Origin of the sequence: Sphingomonas zeicaulis (assembly GCF_050433225.1) — a bacterium.
Classification (GTDB): Bacteria; Pseudomonadota; Alphaproteobacteria; order Sphingomonadales; family Sphingomonadaceae; genus Sphingomonas_D; species Sphingomonas_D zeicaulis.
Genome location: NZ_JBNPXQ010000011.1, coordinates 45,644 through 62,410, shown reverse-complemented (window position 1 = coordinate 62,410; position 16,767 = coordinate 45,644). Strand labels below are relative to the sequence as shown.

The window sequence follows — 16,767 nt, the reverse complement described above, 5'->3', positions numbered from 1 at the left end:
TCAGATGTCCTCGGCGCTGTATTTGATGCGGGGATCGACGAGCACATAGGCAAGGTCAGCAAGCAGCTTGATCGCCAGCCCCACCAGCGTGAACATGTAGAGCGCGCCGAGCACGACCGGGAAATCGCGCGAGACGATCGACTCATAGGCAAGCAGCCCGAGCCCATCGAGCGAGAACAGCCGTTCGATCAGCAGGCTTCCGGTGAAGAAGGCGCCGATGAACGTGATCGGAAACGCCGTGATCATCGGCAGCAGCGCGTTGCGGAAAACGTGCTTCCACAGCACCTGCCGCTCGGACAATCCCTTGGCGCGCGCGGTGAGCACATATTGCTTGCCGAGTTCGTCGAGGAAGGTGTTCTTCGTCATCAGCGCCTTGATGGCGAAGTTGCTGACGACCGCGGCCGTCACCGGCAGCGCGATGTGCCATAGATAATCGAGGATCTTCGCCGGCAGGCTCAGTTCGTGCCAGTCTTCGGAGACGAGGCCGCCGAGCGGAAAGATGTCCCAGAAGGATCCGCCACCGAACAACACGATCAGCAGCACCCCGAGCACGAAGCTGGGCACCGCATAGCCGAGCAGGACGAGGATGGTCGTCGCCACATCGAAGCGGCTGCCCTCGCGCACGGCCTTGGCGACGCCCAGCGGCACCGCGATCAAATAGGTGAGCAGGAACGTCCACACCCCCAGCGCTACCGAAACGCCCAGCTTGGCGCGCAGCAGCGAGGTGACGCTCTGTTCGTGGAAATGGCTCTCCCCCAGATCGAAGGTGAGGAAGTTGCCGACCATCATCAGATAGCGTTCGAGCGGCGGCTTGTCGAAGCCGTACAGCGCGGACAATTCCTCGACCTGCCTGGCGTCGATTCCCTTGCGCCCGCTATAGGACCATCCGCCCTCTTCCGGTCCGCCATCCGCCCCCGCGCGTGCGCTGGCATGGTCGATCTGGCCGAGCGCATGCTCGACCGGACCGCCGGGCACGAACTGGGTGACGAGGAAGGCGAAGGTGAGCACCCCCAGCACGGTGGGCACCATCATCAAAAGCCGCTTGAGCAGATAGGTCCACATCGGCCGGCCTAGCGATCACGATGGATGGGGATCATCTTCGCCTCCCGCGTCAGAGGTCAGGCGGGGGCGTAGTCGCGCGCATATTCGCGCGCCTTCTCCAGCAGGCCGGTGCGCCGCCATTGCAGATCGAGCGCGCCCGGCGTGTAGACCTGCGCCCCGCCGATCTGCGCCGCGATCGCCTGCAGCCGCGCGGATTCCTCGATCAGCAGGATCAGCTCGGCGGTCTTGACGATGCCCTTGCCCCAGAAATTGGCGCCGCCATTGCTTTCCAGCAGCGCCGGCGGCGGCGCGAGATCGGGATAGGTGTCCAGCCGCTCGCGCACGATGTCGAGAACGCTGCGGGTCCGCTCCAGATGGTTGGGAATCTCGCGCGCCAGCAGATGGCGCTGGGCCGCGACATAGAGGATCGGGAACGGCTTGTGCGACAGCGACCATGCCGCGAGGTGCGGCGTGTGCGCATGGATCAGCGTGTCGGCGTCCAGCCGTTCCTCGTTGAGGATCGAGTCCTTGTGATCCGAGAATTTGGAGAGCGCGACCTTCACTTGCCTGTCCCGCGACCAGGGCGACGGGAAGCGCACCGAGAGCAGGGTGTCGTGGCCGGGAACGCGGTGCGCGATGTTGAAGATCAGGCTCGCGGTCAGCGTGCCGCTGTCCTTGAGGAAATTGAAGGCATGCGTCGCATCGGCCGTGGCGTTGGCGACATACTCGGAGAGCTCGATATCGGTCAGCAGGTTGCTCATCGTTGATACTCCTCGTGCTCGAGAAAGACGAAAATGGGGCGCGGGCTCATTCCGCGGCGGCGGCCGCTGCCAGGCCGTGCTGGTTGGCGGGGCGCGGAAGGCCGAGATGCTCGCGCAAGGTGCGGCCCTCATAATCGTGACGGAAAATGCCGCGCCGCTGCAGTTCGGGCACCACCTTGTCCACGAACTGCCGCAGCGAATCCGGCTGCAGCGGCGGGATCAGGTTGAAGCCGTCGGCTCCCTCGCCCACAAACCATTCCTCAATCTGTTCGGCAATGCTCGCCGGGGTGCCGATCACCACGCGGTGGCCGCGCACGACGCTGAAGCGCAGGATCAGCTGCCGGATGGTGAGGTTCTCGCGCCGCGCGAGGGTGACGAGCTGCTGCCAGCGGCCCTTGCCGTTTGCCGGCTCGGGCAGGTCGGGCAATGGTCCATCGAGCGGATAATCCGAAAGATCATGTCCCCACAGCTCGATCGGGCGGTGGAAGCTCACCGCTTCCTGCAGCGCGTCGAACTGGTCCTGTGCTTCCTGCCGGGTATCGCCGATATAGAAGGACAGGCCGGGCGTGACCTTCAGATGATCCGGGTCGCGGCCATATTTGGCCATGCGTGACTTCACGTCGCGGTAATAGGCCTGCGCATCCGGCAAGCTCTGCGCCGAAGCGTAGATCATCTCGGCATGCCGTGCCGCGAACTCGCGGCCGGTATCCGAATTGCCGGCCTGGACGAATACCGGATAGCCCTGCACCGGCCGCGCGATGTCGAGCTGCGCGTCGATCTGGAAGAAGCGGCCGCGATGATGCACGGGGTGGTTTCGCCCCGGCCCCACGAACACCGCCGCTCCCTTGTCGGGATGGTCGAAGGCGCCGTCTTCCCAGCTGTCCCAAAGCTGGCGAGCAACGTCGATGAACTCCTCGGCGCGCGCGTAGCGGTCTCCATGCTCCAGCGGCGCCTGGACGCCGAAGCTGGAGATCGAGCCCTCGGACAGCGACGATACGACGTTCCAGCCGATCCGCCCGCCGGTGAGATGATCGAGCGAGGCGAAATAGCGCGCGAGATTATAGGGTTCGTTGAAATTGGTGTTGGCGGTCACGACGATGCCGATGCGCTCAGTCACCGCAGCCAGCGCGCCGGCGATGGTCAAAGGCTCGAAGCCCTGCCCCGCCGGCCGCCGGCCAACAGTTCGGCCGCTGCCGGCCGAACCGACGAAGTCGGCGAAGAACACCGCATCGAGCTTTCCGCGTTCGGCGGTCCGCACCATGTCGAGCCAGTGGGCGAAGCTGGGATCTCCGCCGCCCGGGGCCTGGTCCAGCCGCCAGCCCCCCGGATGATGCCCATGGCTCGTCAGGAAGACGTTGAGGACGAGCTGACGCCGTTTGTCCGGCATGGCGCCGCTCCTACTCGGCCGCCGCGGCGATCGTGCCGCCGGCAACCAGTTCTTCCGCCTCGCGCAGCGGCCCGTCGACGACCCAGTCGGCAACCGCGAAGTCGCGTTCCAGGAAACCCCAGGCGAACAGGAAATCCTTCTGCGCCTCGAGGCCGCGGACATGATCCGCGCTCAACCGCGGCCGCAGGCTGGTCGCGAGTTTCGGGAAGGTCGCCGCGATCGTCGGGGCGGCGACGCGCCCATCCTCGCGCGCAACCGCCTCGATCGCCGCCGCCGGATTGGCCACCGCCCAGTCGGCCGCACGCAGCAGCACGGACAGATAGCGGACGACGAGATCCGGCCGCTTCTCGAGGAAGGCACGATGGACAGTCAGCGGCCGCGGCGTGCCATTGTTGATCCGGCGCAGCGGATCGGCCTCGTCGGTCAGCCGCACGAGTTCGCGCAGTTGCGCACCATGATGCTGGGCGAGCTGATAGCCCGAGGCTTGGCGCAGGAACACGACATCCACCTGCCCATCGAACAGCGCCTTCAGTTCGGCGGTGCCGGAAGGCGCCCGCAACCCAGGTGCCACGGGCACGTCGACGAACCGCACGTCGCCCCGATCGAGCCCGGCGATCGCCAGCCCATGGGCGAGGCCGTGGAAATTCGCTCCGCGCTGGAAATCGATGGTGATGCCTTCGTAAAGCGGCACCGCGAGCCGGCGGCCGGCAAGATCGGCGAGGCCGCGGATCTCGCTGTCCGCACGCACCACGATCGACTGGAACTCGTCCACCCAGGTGATGCCCAGCACCGCGGTTTCAGCGCCGCGGGCCCGCGCCCAGATCGGCGGAATATTGCCGCCCTCGCGGAACATCGACTGGATCGAATGGTCGTAATGGCTCTCGCGCACCGAGCGAATCGTCGAATCCCTCAGCGAATGGAGCGCGACCTCGGCAGCGTCGAACTCCTGTTCGAGCAGTCCTTGCTGGATCGCGATGGTCGATGCGGTCGCGCCGCCGCAGCGCGTGTACCAGATGTCGACGGGTTGGGTGCTGCTGTCAGTCATCAGGGATCTCCTGCCGCGTTGAAGAGAAGGACAAGTCCGGTCAGAACCGCGCGTTCGCCGACACGAGGAAGCTGCGCGGGCGTCCGTAGATCTGGTTGCTGAAGCCGCTGCTGACCGGCAGCGAGTGGGTCTTGTACTTGGTATTGGTCAGGTTCTGGACCGAGACCGCGAAGCTCAGCCGGTCGTCGTCGGTCACGGACCAGCCGATCCGGGCATTGGCAAGCGCATAGTCGCCCTGCGCCAGCAGCGGATCGGGATTGGTGATCTGCGAGGCGATGGTCGGGTAGAAATAGAATTTCGACCGCCAGTTCGCGTCCACCGAATAGGTCAGGCTTCCGCCGCCCCCGCCGATGCCATGCGTGTAGCTGGCGGTGAGGTTCGCAGTGTATTTTGAGGTGCGCGGCGGCCGCGCGCCGAGGATGGTGTCCGTCTCGCCAAAATCTTCGACATATTCGCTGTCGAGATAGCCGAACGAACCGGCGACGCTGAGGCCCTTGACCGGTGCTGCGTTGAAGCGAAGCTCGACGCCCTTGATCTCGGCGGCGCCGGCATTGCGGAACAGCACCGTCGCGTTCGCCGGCAACGGGTCGATCTGCGTCGGCACGTTCACGACGAGATTGGTGTAGTCGTAATAGAAGGCGGCGAGATCCACCGTCAGCCGGCGGCCGAACCAGGCGGTCTTCAGGCCAAGCTCATAAGCATCGATCTTCTCCGGGTTGAGCACGAAGATCTGGTTGGCGCGCAACGTCGCGGGACGGGCGCCGGTCGCCGCCAGCGGCAGGCTCACCGATCCGCTGGACGTGCTCGGAATGGTGACGTTGCCGGTGCTGGTGTAGCCGCCCGGCAGCACGCCGTGTGCAAAGCGGAAATAGACGCGCGCCTGCTGGCTGAAGATATATTCGGGCGTGACGTCATAGGTCCACGCGTTGGTCTTCTGCGTCGCGCGCTCAGTGTAGATCAGGTCGCGCGGGCCATAATCATCGATGTTTATCTGCGGCAGGTTCGGAATGAAGGTCGCCGCGTTGCCGACAATGTTCGCAGCGCCATATTGCCAGTCGAAGCTGCTCTTCTCGGTAGACCAGCGCGCGCCGCCGCTGATCCGGAACGCATCGCTGACCTTGAAGCCTACATTGGCGAAAAAGGCGAGGTTCTCGATCCTGTGCTTGTACCAGGTGTCGGTGAATTGCGGCCCGGTGCCCCAGGCATTGCTGGTCGCGGTTGCGCTGCCCGGATCGCCGCGGACATAGCTCGCGACGACGGCGCGGTTCTCGAGCGCACCCTTGAACGCGTAAAGTCCGCCAAGCCAGGTGAAGCGCTGCTCCGAGGGGGAGGCGATGCGCAACTCCTCGCTGACCTGCCAGCTCTCGCCCTCGGTGTTCGACTGGCTGAACGGCCCGCCATTCGAATAGAAACGGCTGTTCTCCGGGATCGCGACCCCGCCCGATTCCTGGCTCAGCTTGTTCTGCTCATAGGCGGTGATCGAGGTGATCGTCGCGAAATCGCCGTCCCAGTTGATCTTCGCATTGGCGCCGCGCGCCTCGAGCTTTTCGGGCTTCAAGTCGGCCGCATAGGTGTCCCGCCATCCGCCGGTCGGGAATCCGTTAGGGTAGACCGATCGCCACGCCTGCGTCGAATTGGTGGTGACGGTGGAGGCGACATAGTTGGTGCCCTGCTGGGGCCCCGAATAGTCGCGGCTGTGCGCGTTGAACAGGATTGACAGCGTCTCGGTGGGTTTCAGCAGAAGCTGGACGCGCGTCGCGACCTCGGTTGCGCCCGGATGATGCTTGCCGGTGAAGCGATTGTTCTGCCAGCCGTCCCAGTCGTTATAGTAGAAGGCGACGCGGCCGGCGATCTTGTCGCCGAGCAGCGGCCCGCCGATCGCGGCTTCGAGGCGCTTCTCGTCGAACGACCCATATTCCACCTGGGCATAGCCGTCCGCATCGAAGCTGGGCGCCCGCGAGACGAAGTTGATCGCGCCCGCGTTGGAATTCTTGCCCCACAACGTGCCCTGCGGGCCGTTCAGTACCTCCACCCGATCGAGGTCGAACAGCGGATAGCCCTGGTTCGAGATGTCCGAGATGTAGACATCGTCATAATAGATGCCCAACGGGTTGATCGTGTTGCTACCGGTATTGTTGGTCCCGATGCCGCGCACGAACCAGCGCGCCCGCGACGGCCCATGCGGCTGCGCGGCCTGTGCGTTCGGCACGAACTGGAGCACGTCGTTGGTGGTGCGCAACTGGTCGTAGCGCAGGATGTCGTCACCCTTCACCACCGAGAGCGCGAGCGGCACGTCGGACGCCTTCTCGGCGCGGCGCTGCGCCTGCACGATAATGTCGCCGCCCACATCGGGCGCCGGCGCGGCTTCCGCCGCAGCGTCGGGCGCCGCATCGGCTTCGTTCGCGATGGCTGCCGACGGCAGGCCGGCAGTGACAACAAAGCTGGCGGTGAAAAGAAAATATGCAGGCTTCACGTTGCGATCCCTACTCGTTGCGCCACGCCTTCCTCGCGCGGCGCGCCCCACCGACCCCGGCTTTCCGATGGCCGCCCAAATAATCCGCTCCATGAGTAGGGAATTTGCTATCGGTCGAAGGGGCGGTGAGCAAGAATAGTAATGCTGAGTATCGCAATAGATTTTGTAATATGTAGTGAATACGTCAGATATGAAGGCAACAATTCACCTTCCGGAAATAGAGTGTTTCCATATACGCAACAAATATCGCGTAGGGCGTGCTTTGCAACTCGCCATACATCGGCGGAGGTTCATGATCTGCGATATTATATATGATCGAGACACAACGCACCTGTGCCACATGGAGTTGGATTAGCGGCCGTCCGATTCAGGTACGAGCATCGTCAAGGCGAAATCGGTGGCGAGTTGAACCGCCAGATCGAGGGCGCGCCGGTCGCGGCCGGGATGATCGGGGCTCCGGTAACTATGATTGCCAGCGATCACGGCAACGCGATCGGGTGCGCCACCATCGGCGATATAGCGATGGAGCAGCGGCACCGGGCAAACCGGATCGGCATCGCCGACGATCCACAGGCGGGGCCGCCGCTCCGCCCCCAATTCCGGATAGAAGCGTGCTGGGGCTTCGGGGTTCTCCTCGGGGTCGCATACCGGGGTCAGCAGGATGGCGCCCTTGACCTCGGGTGTTACGCGCAGGAGCTGCCAGGCGATCACGGAGCCAAGCGATTTGCCCGCGAGCAGGATGCGCCCGCGATCGATCGACGGATCCTTCTGCGCCAGCGCAAGCGCCGTGCGCATATCCTCGATCTCCGCCTTCTTGTCCCGAGGCTGCTGCGCAAAGGGCGTGCCGGCGACCCGATAAGCCCAGTCGAGCCGATAAACCGCAATCCCTTGCGCCAGCAGGCCCTGGGCGACACGCTCCATGATCGGCTGGCGCATGTCATAGCCGGATCCCGATCCAAGGATCACAGCTGGAAACGGCCCGTTGCCGGATGGCTTCTCGACAATAACCTCGATCTCGGCGCCGCGCGGCGTGGCGACCCGGCTCGACTCTTGTGCGAATGCGGCCGTGGTCACTGTCAACAAACACAAAGCGCCCAGCCGGTATCGAACGTTCATATGTGCCCCCTGCTACCTGCTGGACCAACGCCAGCGCTCGGCATGGCGCAGCAACAAGCATGCCAGACACAGCCCGCCCACGGGCGTGTCGGCTTTCACCGTGAAGATGTTGAGAAATGTCACTGCAGCGGGACCCGCTGCTGAAATCTGAGCAGCGCGGCCTCGCGTCGGAATATGGCCGGTCGCCATCTGGCGCTTCACATGCCCGGCCTGCCACCCATTCCCGAGTTCTCTAGCGTATTTATAGTATATATTGTGCGGTGCAAAGAAATCCCGCCACGCCTCCCCTGCCCTGCTGTGCCATCCGCGGCGCACAGCAGAAAATCGAAGGGGAACCATGCACAATCGTTCGTTGTGGACAGGATCGGTCGCGCTCGCGCTGTCGGTCACGCCGTCGCTCGCCACCGCGCAGGACAATCAGGACGGCCCGCCATCGGCCGACGGCGAGATCATCGTTGTCGGCACGCGCGCGAGCCTTGAATCGGGCATCAAGCGCAAGCGTGCGGCGGGCACCGTCGTCGATTCCGTCGTTGCCGAAGACGTCTCGCAATTTCCCGACAAGAATATCGGCGAAGCGCTCCAGCGCGTGACCGGCGTGCAGCTTCAGCGCGAGTTCGGCGAAGGTGTCGCGGTCAGCATCCGCGGCGTCGAACCCGATCTCAACCGCGTCGAGATCAACGGCGTCTCGCTGCTCGGCAATGGCGGCGCGGGTGAGCGCGGCGTCGACTTTCGCGAGCTTGCCTCGGAACTCGTCAAGTCGATCGACGTGTTCAAGGGCTTCACCGCCGACATGACCGAGGGCGGTGTCGGCGGCACCGTCTCGATCCAGACGCGCAAGCCGCTCGACCTGACCAAGCCGCTGCTCGCCGGCACGCTTTCGGGCCAGTATCTCGACGGTGCCGACAAGAAGGTGCGGCCGCGCGCGAACCTGACCGCGGGTAAGAAATTCCTCGACGACCGGTTCGGCATCCTCGTGAACCTCACCTATGATCACAATCTGACGCGCGGCGATTTCCTGCGGAACACCGAATGGGTGCGGCTGGCCGACTTCAACGGCGACAATCGCAATCTGGTGCCGCATCCGATCTACGGCTCGATCCCGACCGTGGCGGGATGCCGGCAGGTGCCACAAGGGCCGGACATGCGCGCGGCCTGCCAGCGGCAATTCTACGATAATTCGCCGCGCACGCCGCGCTATGGTATCTGGACGCGCAACGACGAGCGTGTATCGGCGATGGCGACGCTGCAATATGAATTCAGCGACAATCTGCGCGCGTTCGTCGAGGGGCAATATAATCGTCGCCGCAACCGGCTGATCGACTATAATTACAGCGTCGATCTGAAGTCGACCGATCGCATCGACGCATCCTCGGTAGTCATCGATAAGGACAATAATGTCATCGATCTCGTCACCGCGCCGACCGCGACCGGCGATGCCGCCGGCGCCGGCTCGATCTTCGGGACGAGCAAGCGCGACTTCATCTACCGGCAGAGTTCACGCTATCTTTCGGGCGGGTTCGACTGGACGAGCGAACGGCTGACGGTGACCGGCCTCGCCGTCACCTCGAAGGCGCGGACGGTGAGCGACAGCAAGGTAATCGCGCTGTCGGCGTCGATCCCGAGCATCCGCGTGCGTCTCGATCCCGATACCGGCATCCCGCGCTTCACCTTTCCGGACGGTTTCGATCCGCAGCAGGCGGCGACCTATACCTCCGGCATCCGCCCGGTAGGACCGTCGCTGCAGTACCGGCCCGACGAGGTCGATACCGGCGAGACGCAGTTCAAGCTCGACGCCGACTATGCCTTCGACAACGGCCTACTGAAGAGCATCGAAGTGGGCGGGCAGTATCGGCGATCGACATCGCTGCGGTATTCCGGCGGCGGCTATGTGACGCCGGACGGGACGGTGGTGCCCGGCAATGATCGCACCCAGACGGTGATCATCCGCGACGGCGGCAATGCGCCGCTGATCTGGACGCCCGAGAAGCTGGCCAGCTTCATTGCCGCGTCGAGCGAACTGACTCCCGGCACCTTCTTCGATGTCGACGGGATCGACCGCACCGGCCTGCCGGACGCCTGGCTGTCCCCGAATTTCGATGCGGTCGCCGATTATTTCGACCTCAGCGGCTTCAACCGTGACTGCCTGCGGCTCTGCAACGGCATGGCGCAGATCCCGACGCACGACATCAGCGAGAGCATCGCCGCCGGCTATCTCAAGGCCAATCTGGAGACGACGCTGTTCGGCTTGGCGCTGACCGGCAATGCCGGTGTGCGTTACGTGACCACGCGGACCCACGCGACGGGGTCGAGCATCCGGCGGGAACGGGTGACCGATCCGGCGACGGGCGTGACGAGCACGGTTACGGTCGGCACGCTGCCGGTGACGATCCGCAACCGCTACAGCGACATCCTGCCGAGCGCGAACGCCAATCTCGAACTGCTCCGCGGCCTCGACCTCCGGCTGGGTTATGCCAAGGTGCTCGCCCGCCCCAAGCCGACCGACCTCGTGCCCAACGCAAACTGCCTGTACGACCTGACCGCGGACGGCATCGCCGATGAATCGCTCGACACCTGTTCGGCCGGCAATCCGAGCCTGAAGCCCTATCGCGCCGATCAATATGATCTCAACCTCGCCTGGTATGCGAACCGCGACACGCTGCTCAACGCCGCGCTGTTCTACAAGGATGTGAAGAGCTTCGTGCTCGCGCGGACGCTGGTGCCCGGCGTCGACCTGTTCAAGGATGGCACGCTTTACGACGTGACCCAGCCGATCAACGGCGCGGGTGCGAAGATCCTGGGCGTAGAGCTTTCGGCGCAGACCGCCTTCACCTTCCTGCCCGCACCGTTCGACGGCTTAGGCGCGATCGCGAACTATACCTACAGCAAGGCGACCGACGTCGGCCTGTCGAACACGCTGGATGGATCGGAGCTCGGCTTCCCCGGCCTGTCGAAGCACAGCTATAATTTCGTTCTCTATTACGACAAGGGCGCGATCAACATCCGTGCCGCCTATAATGGCCGCAGTCGCTATCTACTTGCCGCTGCCGAACGCTCGGGCAATCCGGTGTTCCGCGACGGGACCAATTATCTCGACGCCAAGATCACCTATCGCGTGCCCGGCACCGGCATCTCCGCCTTCATCGAGGGCAAGAACCTGACGGAGGAAACCGAGCGCTCCACCTCCGGCAGCATCCGCATGGCCGAGACGAGCTATCCCGGAAAGCGGTTCTTCGCGGGCGTCTCGTTACGGTATTAAGCTGATGATGGTCGGCGGCCGATCAGGTGTTCGGCTCGGCCCCCGACCCACCACTGCTGCATCGGTGTCGTTTGCAAAATGCGCGCCGTGCTGTCCTTAGCGCCGCGCTTCCCCTAGGACATCGCGCCCTGCCCGCTAAAAACACGGAAAGTGGATCGGAACATTCGCCTATCAGCGAATGCCCCCCGGTTGCATGCCGGTTGCGATCAATTCCAGCGACTGCGGATTGCCATCGCCAGCGACCGCGGATGATCGAGATCCCTATTCGCCGCGTCAGCGGTGCGCATTCACCATATCGATCATGCTGGGACGGGCCGAGGCCTGTCGGCCCGGCAGCGACCATGCCGCAACTCGGATCCGATCCCACTTTCACCCCCTCAAGGGAATCTACCGCGACATTTCCCACTCGGTAAGTAGAGAATTAACCGCGTCGTCAGGAAGGCTTGTCCGGAACCGAGAGCGTCGATGAGTGATATTGTACCTGCTGCCTTTGCGCACGAGATCGCGTCCGCCGTGTCCGAACTTCATGTCGCGCGATCCGCGTGGCGCGGCCGCCAGGTCGGCCGGCAGGCAGTAACGCGGTTTCCAGTGCCGGCCACCGTCGCGCGCGCGGTCGACCATCTGGCGGCCGCGCTGTTCCCGGCGCGGCTCGGCAATTTCAGCGGCGGTCCGGCGCGCGAGGATGATTTCGTCGCCGAACAGCTCGCGGAAGGTTTCGCGCTGCTGCATGGCGAGATCGCCGCGGAATTCGCCTATTGGGAAGGTCAGTCGCGCGACCGCTTCGAGCCGGATCATGCCGCGACGATCATCCGGCATTTTGCGACCTGCCTGGCGGATGCGCGGGCGCTGATCGACAGCGATGTCGAGGCCGGCTTCGTCGGCGATCCTGCAGCGCGCAGCGTCGACGAGATCCTGGTATCCTATCCGGGCGCGCTGGCGATCCTCCACCACCGCCTCGCCCATCCGCTCCATCGGCTGGGCGCAGTCATCGTCGCGCGGATGATTTCCGAGCTCGCCAACAGCCGGACAGGCATCGACATCCACCCCGGCGCCACGATCGGGCCGAGCTTCTTCATCGACCATGGCACGGGCGTGGTGATCGGCGAGACCGCGATCATCGGCAGCAATGTCCGCCTCTACCAGCATGTGACGCTCGGCGCGCGCAGCCCGCTCGGGCTCGGCCGGGTCGGCCCGCGCGACCGCCTCGCGCGGCATCCGATCGTCGAGGACGACGTCATCATCTATGCCGGCGCCACGATCCTCGGCCGCGTCACCATCGGCCGCGGCAGCATGATCGGTGGCAATGCGTGGCTGCTGGAGGACGTGCCGGCCGGCAGCGTGGTCGCGCAGCCCCAGGCGATCCGCCTCGACGCCGCCAAGGCCGCCGGCCTCTCCGCGCAGCTCGCCGGAACCTCGGCGTGAGACGATGGGCGCACGCGCCGCGGCCGCCATCGGCGCTGAAGCCGCTCGTGGGCGTGCTCTGCTGCAACGAGGTCGTCGATCGCCCCGTGCAGGTCGTCGCCAGCCGCTTTATCGAGCCGATCAGCCGGATCTCGGACGCCACCGTCGTGCTCGTGCCGGCGCTGCCCGAGGTGCTCGACACCGTGGCCCTCGTCGATCGGCTCGATGGCCTGCTGATGACAGGATCGCGCTCCAACGTGGCGGCCGATCGCTACGGCAGCATTGCACACGATGAAGAGCGGCTCGACGAGCGGCGCGATGCGGTGGCCCTCGCCCTTGCCGAGCGGATGATCGAGGCAGGCCGGCCCGTCTTCGGCATCTGCCGCGGATTGCAGGAACTCAACGTCCTCTTCGGCGGATCGCTGGCACGCGACCTGGGCGCGATGCACCATGCCGAGAACCAACATCTGCCGTTCGAAGCGCTGTTCGAGCACAGGCACGATGTAACCTTGAGCGAAGGCGGTCAGCTCGCTCGGGCGACGGGCGCTTGCCGCGCCAATGTGAACTCTGTTCACATGCAGGGTGTCGATCGGCTCGGAGCCGGGCTGACGGTAGAGGCGATTGCTGTTGAAGACGGCTTGGTGGAAGCCTTTTCGGCCAGGCCCTGCGGCGGCGATGTTCTCGCGGTGCAATGGCATCCGGAATGGAGCGGTGCCGCTGGCGCGCACAACCGAGCGTTCTTCCAGCTTCTCGGCACGGCGCTTCGCGCCTGAAGGCACCGGCGCAGCGCGCCGGTGTGTCGCCCCCTATCGCTTTGCGCCAGACAATGCCCGGCTCTCCTGACCGTTCACTGAGCGGGGTGGATCACCGGCCAGCGTTACCCGCCGAACCACGCGATGGGCCTTGCCATAGTCGTCGATCGCGTAGTGCTGGGTCGCGCGGTTGTCCCAGATCACAACGTCGCCCGGCGCCCACCGCCAGCGCACGGTGTTCTCGAGCCGGGTGATGTGGCTCTGGAAAAGCTCGAACAGCCTTTGGCCATCCGCCTGGCTGTGGCCGATGAAGCGCTTGAAGAAGCTGCCGAGCACCAGCGCGCGTTCGCCGGTTTCCGGATGCACCCGCACCAGCGGATGCTCGGCCTCGATCACCGTGGCGGCGAACACCGACTGATAGGCATCGAGCGCGGGATCGGCACTGGTCTGGTTGGCGGCATAGTCATAATCGTTGCTGTGCACCGCCCACAGACCGTCCGCCAGCACCCGCAGCGCGTCGGGCAAGGCTTCATATGCGCTCACGCAGTTCGCCCACACCGTATCGCCGCCGAAAGGCGGGATCGCAACGGCGCGCAGCACCGACGCTGCGGGATAGTCCGGAACGAAGGTGACGTCGGTATGCCAGCTGTTCGCCTTGCCACCGCGATGGGAATCCAGTTCCAGCAGGAACGCGCCGCCATCTCCGGGAAGCGTCGGGTGAACCACCGGCACGCCGAACAGGGTCGCGAATGCCTGGTGCGTTTTGTCGTCGAGATGGCCCTGGCCGCGGAAGAACAGCACCTTTTTCGCCAGCAGGGCCTGACGCAGCGCGCCGACGGTCGCCGCGTCGAGATCGCCATTTAGCCGGATGCTGCCGATTTCGGCACCGATCCGTCCGGCGAGCGGCGCGATCGTCAACGCCCGGTCGGAAGGAGCGCATCCGGCGGTTGCGTGCTCGATCATGAATATCGTCCTGCCTGAATGTCGACGCCGCGGCGCCCGATCCCCTGTTCGTCCAGCAGCCATGCCGCGATCCGCTCGACGACGTCGTTGCGGCCGTCTCCGGCCGGCTGGACGATGTGATAGCCGCGCTCGCTGGCCAGTGGCTGGTCCGTAAGCCGCACGAGGCTGCCATCCGCGACGAACGCGTCGATCAGCGGCGTCCAGCCGATGCCGACGCCCTGCCCGAGCAGCACCGCCTGGAGAAGGATCTGGTAGTTGCTGAACGTGACCTCATGATGCTTCGGCGGCGGCTTGGCGCCGACGCCCTCGAACCAGCCGTCCCAGTCGAACCAGCGATCGGGCCCCCCGCTACGCAGGTGGAGCAGCCGTAAACCGGCGATGTCGTCCGGCGCCATCGGCACGGAGCGGGCACCCAGATAGCTCGGCGCGCACACCGGATAGATGCGCTCGGGAAACAGCGGCGTGGATCGGCAGTTCCGCCATTCGGCCTTGCCGAAAAGGATGCCGATATCGAACTCGTCCTCACGCGCCTCGACGATCGACTGCGCGGTGACCAGCCGGATCTCGACCTCGGGCATCAATTCGATCAGCGCTGCGATCCGCGGCATCAGCCACCATGCTGCGAAACCGAAATCCGTCAGGATCCTGATCGTGCTGCTGCCCCCGAGCCTGCGCACCGAGGTGATCCCGTCGGACAGGGTGCGAAGCCCCTGCCCGACCGACTGCCGAAAGACTTCACCGGCGGACGTGAGTGCAACCCCGCGGTGACGACGATCGAACAGCGAGACACCGAGGTCGGCCTCCAGCTGCGAGATATGCTGGCTGACCCCCGCCTGGGTCATCAGCAGTTCCTCGGCGGCGGCCGAGAATTTGCCGTGGCGCGCCGCCGCCTCGAACACGGCGAGGCTTCGCAGCGGCAACCGGCCGAACCCCTCTGACATTAACGTCACTTATCGCAACCTCAATAAAACAGGGGCTTCACCGCCCTTTCGCCCCACTCTAGTTAAACCCCATTAAGTGACTAGACAATATGGGTTGGCGGTGAAGAAGCTGAACTTTCTCCTGTTGATGGCCGACCAGATGGCGGCGACGGCCTTGCCCTTTCTCGGCCGTTCGCCGGTCAGGGCGCCGGTGATGACGGGCCTCGCCGCCTCGGGAGCCTTGTTCCGATCGGCCTATTGCAACAGCCCGCTATGCGCGCCGTCGCGCTTTTCGATGCTGTCGAGCCAGTTGCCGTCCCGGATTGGCGCCTATGACAATGCATGTGAATTCCAGGCATCGACGCCCACGATCGCCCATTATCTGCGCGCTGGCGGCTATCGGACGATCCTGTCGGGCAAGATGCATTTTGTCGGCCCGGACCAGCTCCACGGGTTCGAGGAGCGGCTGACCACCGACATCTATCCCGCGGATTTCGGCTGGACGCCCGACTGGTCGAACTTCGCGCATCGCCCGACCTGGTATCATTCGATGGACTCGGTGCTGACCGCTGGACCGACCGTTCGGACCAACCAGCTCGATTTCGACGAAGAGGTCGTCTTCACGACCCGGCGCGCGCTGTTCGAGATCGCGCGCGGCAGCGATGACCGCCCCTTCTTCCTGACCGCATCGCTGACCCATCCGCATGACCCCTTCGCGATCCACCGACGCTACTGGGATCTTTACACGGACAGCGAGATCGAGGCGCCACGCGTGACGCAGGAGGCAGGGGGCAGCGATCCCCACTCCCGGCGGCTTCGCCACGTCTGCGGCAACGACCTCGAGCCGCCCTCGGAGGCACAGATCCTCGCTGCGCGACGCGCCTATTACGGATCGATCAGCTTCGTCGACGAGCAGATTGGGCTGATCCTCGAAACGCTCCGCGAAACCGGGCTCGCCGAGGACACGGTGGTCATCCTGTGCGGCGACCATGGCGAGATGCTGGGCGAGCGCGGTCTCTGGTACAAGATGAACTTCTTCGAGGGCGGCGCGCGCGTGCCGCTGATCATCCATGCCCCGGGGCGGTTCGAGCAGCGCGCGATCGACGCCAATGTGTCGCTCGTCGATCTTCTTCCCACATTGCTCGAACTCGCCGAGCTGCCGGCGGCTGAGGCCGCATCGATCGACGGCCGCAGCCTGCTGCCCCACCTGACGGGCGATGCGGGGCATGACGAGGTTCTGGGCGAGTATCTCGGCGAAGGCGCGATCGCACCGATGGTGATGATCCGGCGCGGCAGCCACAAGTTCATCCATTCCCCTGCCGATCCGGATCAGCTTTACGATCTCGCCTCCGACCCCGACGAGTTGCGCAACCTGGCCAGCGACACGGCCGAGGCCGGGCTGGTCGCAGCCTTCCGCGCCGAGGTGGCTGCCCGCTGGGATCTCGCCGCGATCGAACGTGACGTACTCGCCAGCCAGGGGCGACGGCACCTCGTGGCGGAAGCGAATGCAACCGGCAGGCTCCATGCGTGGGACTTCCAGCCGAACCGCGACGCATCGCGCGAATATGTCCGCAGCCACATGGACCTCGAGCTGATCGAGGCCGCAGCCCGCTTTCCGCGTGTGCGCACGCAATGACCGGCATCAACGACAA

General features: G+C 64.9%; 12 protein-coding genes. 4 read left to right on the top strand and 8 right to left on the bottom strand.

The annotated features are described in order from the left end of the window. The 6 genes from FHS96_RS25995 to FHS96_RS25970 form a co-directional block, all read right to left on the bottom strand. The gene (locus FHS96_RS25995) at positions 1-1,062 is read right to left on the bottom strand and encodes a microcin C ABC transporter permease YejB (RefSeq protein ID WP_429598745.1); all 1,062 of its coding nucleotides are present in this window, start codon (positions 1,060-1,062) and stop codon (positions 1-3) included. A 56-nt stretch (positions 1,063-1,118) separates the two neighbouring features. Further along, positions 1,119-1,802 (bottom strand): class II aldolase/adducin family protein, encoded by a 684-nt coding sequence (locus FHS96_RS25990; RefSeq protein ID WP_429598743.1) that lies wholly within the window; start codon positions 1,800-1,802, stop codon positions 1,119-1,121. A 46-nt stretch (positions 1,803-1,848) separates the two neighbouring features. After that, positions 1,849-3,189, bottom strand: a complete 1,341-nt coding sequence (locus FHS96_RS25985; RefSeq protein WP_429598741.1) for an LLM class flavin-dependent oxidoreductase — start codon at positions 3,187-3,189, stop codon at positions 1,849-1,851. 10 nt (positions 3,190-3,199) lie between these two features. Then, positions 3,200-4,234 carry an ABC transporter substrate-binding protein gene (locus FHS96_RS25980; RefSeq protein WP_429598739.1) on the bottom strand — a complete coding sequence of 345 codons (1,035 nt, stop codon included), beginning with the start codon at positions 4,232-4,234 and terminating at the stop codon, positions 3,200-3,202. A 40-nt stretch (positions 4,235-4,274) separates the two neighbouring features. After that, positions 4,275-6,707 (bottom strand): TonB-dependent receptor, encoded by a 2,433-nt coding sequence (locus tag FHS96_RS25975; protein WP_429598737.1) that lies wholly within the window; start codon positions 6,705-6,707, stop codon positions 4,275-4,277. A 351-nt stretch (positions 6,708-7,058) separates the two neighbouring features. Then, positions 7,059-7,781: a dienelactone hydrolase family protein gene (locus FHS96_RS25970; protein ID WP_429598955.1), complete on the bottom strand. Its 723-nt coding sequence runs from the start codon at positions 7,779-7,781 to the stop codon at positions 7,059-7,061. Between the two features lie 379 nt (positions 7,782-8,160). Here FHS96_RS25970 and FHS96_RS25965 point away from each other — a divergent pair, with 379 nt between their 5' ends. The 3 genes from FHS96_RS25965 (at position 8,161) to FHS96_RS25955 (ending at position 13,253) form a co-directional block, all read left to right on the top strand. Next, positions 8,161-11,079, top strand: coding sequence for a TonB-dependent receptor (locus FHS96_RS25965; protein ID WP_429598735.1), 2,919 nt, complete (start codon positions 8,161-8,163; stop codon positions 11,077-11,079). A 465-nt stretch (positions 11,080-11,544) separates the two neighbouring features. Continuing rightward, positions 11,545-12,501 (top strand): serine O-acetyltransferase EpsC, encoded by a 957-nt coding sequence (gene epsC / locus FHS96_RS25960; protein WP_429598733.1) that lies wholly within the window; start codon positions 11,545-11,547, stop codon positions 12,499-12,501. A gap of 47 nt (positions 12,502-12,548) precedes the next feature. After that, positions 12,549-13,253, top strand: a complete 705-nt coding sequence (locus tag FHS96_RS25955) for a gamma-glutamyl-gamma-aminobutyrate hydrolase family protein (protein WP_429598731.1) — start codon at positions 12,549-12,551, stop codon at positions 13,251-13,253. 33 nt (positions 13,254-13,286) lie between these two features. On the opposite strand, the gene FHS96_RS25950 is transcribed toward FHS96_RS25955, so the two are convergent. After that, complete coding sequence (locus FHS96_RS25950; RefSeq protein ID WP_429598729.1) at positions 13,287-14,195, bottom strand: TauD/TfdA dioxygenase family protein; 909 nt, start codon at positions 14,193-14,195, stop codon at positions 13,287-13,289. After that, positions 14,192-15,136 (bottom strand): LysR substrate-binding domain-containing protein, encoded by a 945-nt coding sequence (locus tag FHS96_RS25945; RefSeq protein WP_429598953.1) that lies wholly within the window; start codon positions 15,134-15,136, stop codon positions 14,192-14,194. Before FHS96_RS25945 ends, FHS96_RS25950 begins: the two co-directional genes overlap by 4 nt. Before the next feature lie 100 nt (positions 15,137-15,236). On the opposite strand from FHS96_RS25945, the gene betC reads away from it, so the two are divergent. Beyond that, positions 15,237-16,751 carry a choline-sulfatase gene (betC, locus tag FHS96_RS25940; RefSeq protein WP_429598727.1) on the top strand — a complete coding sequence of 505 codons (1,515 nt, stop codon included), beginning with the start codon at positions 15,237-15,239 and terminating at the stop codon, positions 16,749-16,751. Positions 16,752-16,767 lie beyond the last annotated feature (16 nt).

Coding starts and splice junctions, on each gene's coding strand:
- FHS96_RS25950 (WP_429598729.1), bottom strand. CDS start 14,195: ATGATCGAGCACGCAACCGCCGGATGCGCTCCTTCCGACCGGGCGTTG.
- FHS96_RS25980 (WP_429598739.1), bottom strand. CDS start 4,234: ATGACTGACAGCAGCACCCAACCCGTCGACATCTGGTACACGCGCTGC.
- epsC (WP_429598733.1), top strand. CDS start 11,545: ATGAGTGATATTGTACCTGCTGCCTTTGCGCACGAGATCGCGTCCGCC.
- FHS96_RS25985 (WP_429598741.1), bottom strand. CDS start 3,189: ATGCCGGACAAACGGCGTCAGCTCGTCCTCAACGTCTTCCTGACGAGC.
- FHS96_RS25995 (WP_429598745.1), bottom strand. CDS start 1,062: ATGTGGACCTATCTGCTCAAGCGGCTTTTGATGATGGTGCCCACCGTG.
- FHS96_RS25945 (WP_429598953.1), bottom strand. CDS start 15,136: ATGTCAGAGGGGTTCGGCCGGTTGCCGCTGCGAAGCCTCGCCGTGTTC.
- FHS96_RS25990 (WP_429598743.1), bottom strand. CDS start 1,802: ATGAGCAACCTGCTGACCGATATCGAGCTCTCCGAGTATGTCGCCAAC.
- FHS96_RS25965 (WP_429598735.1), top strand. CDS start 8,161: ATGCACAATCGTTCGTTGTGGACAGGATCGGTCGCGCTCGCGCTGTCG.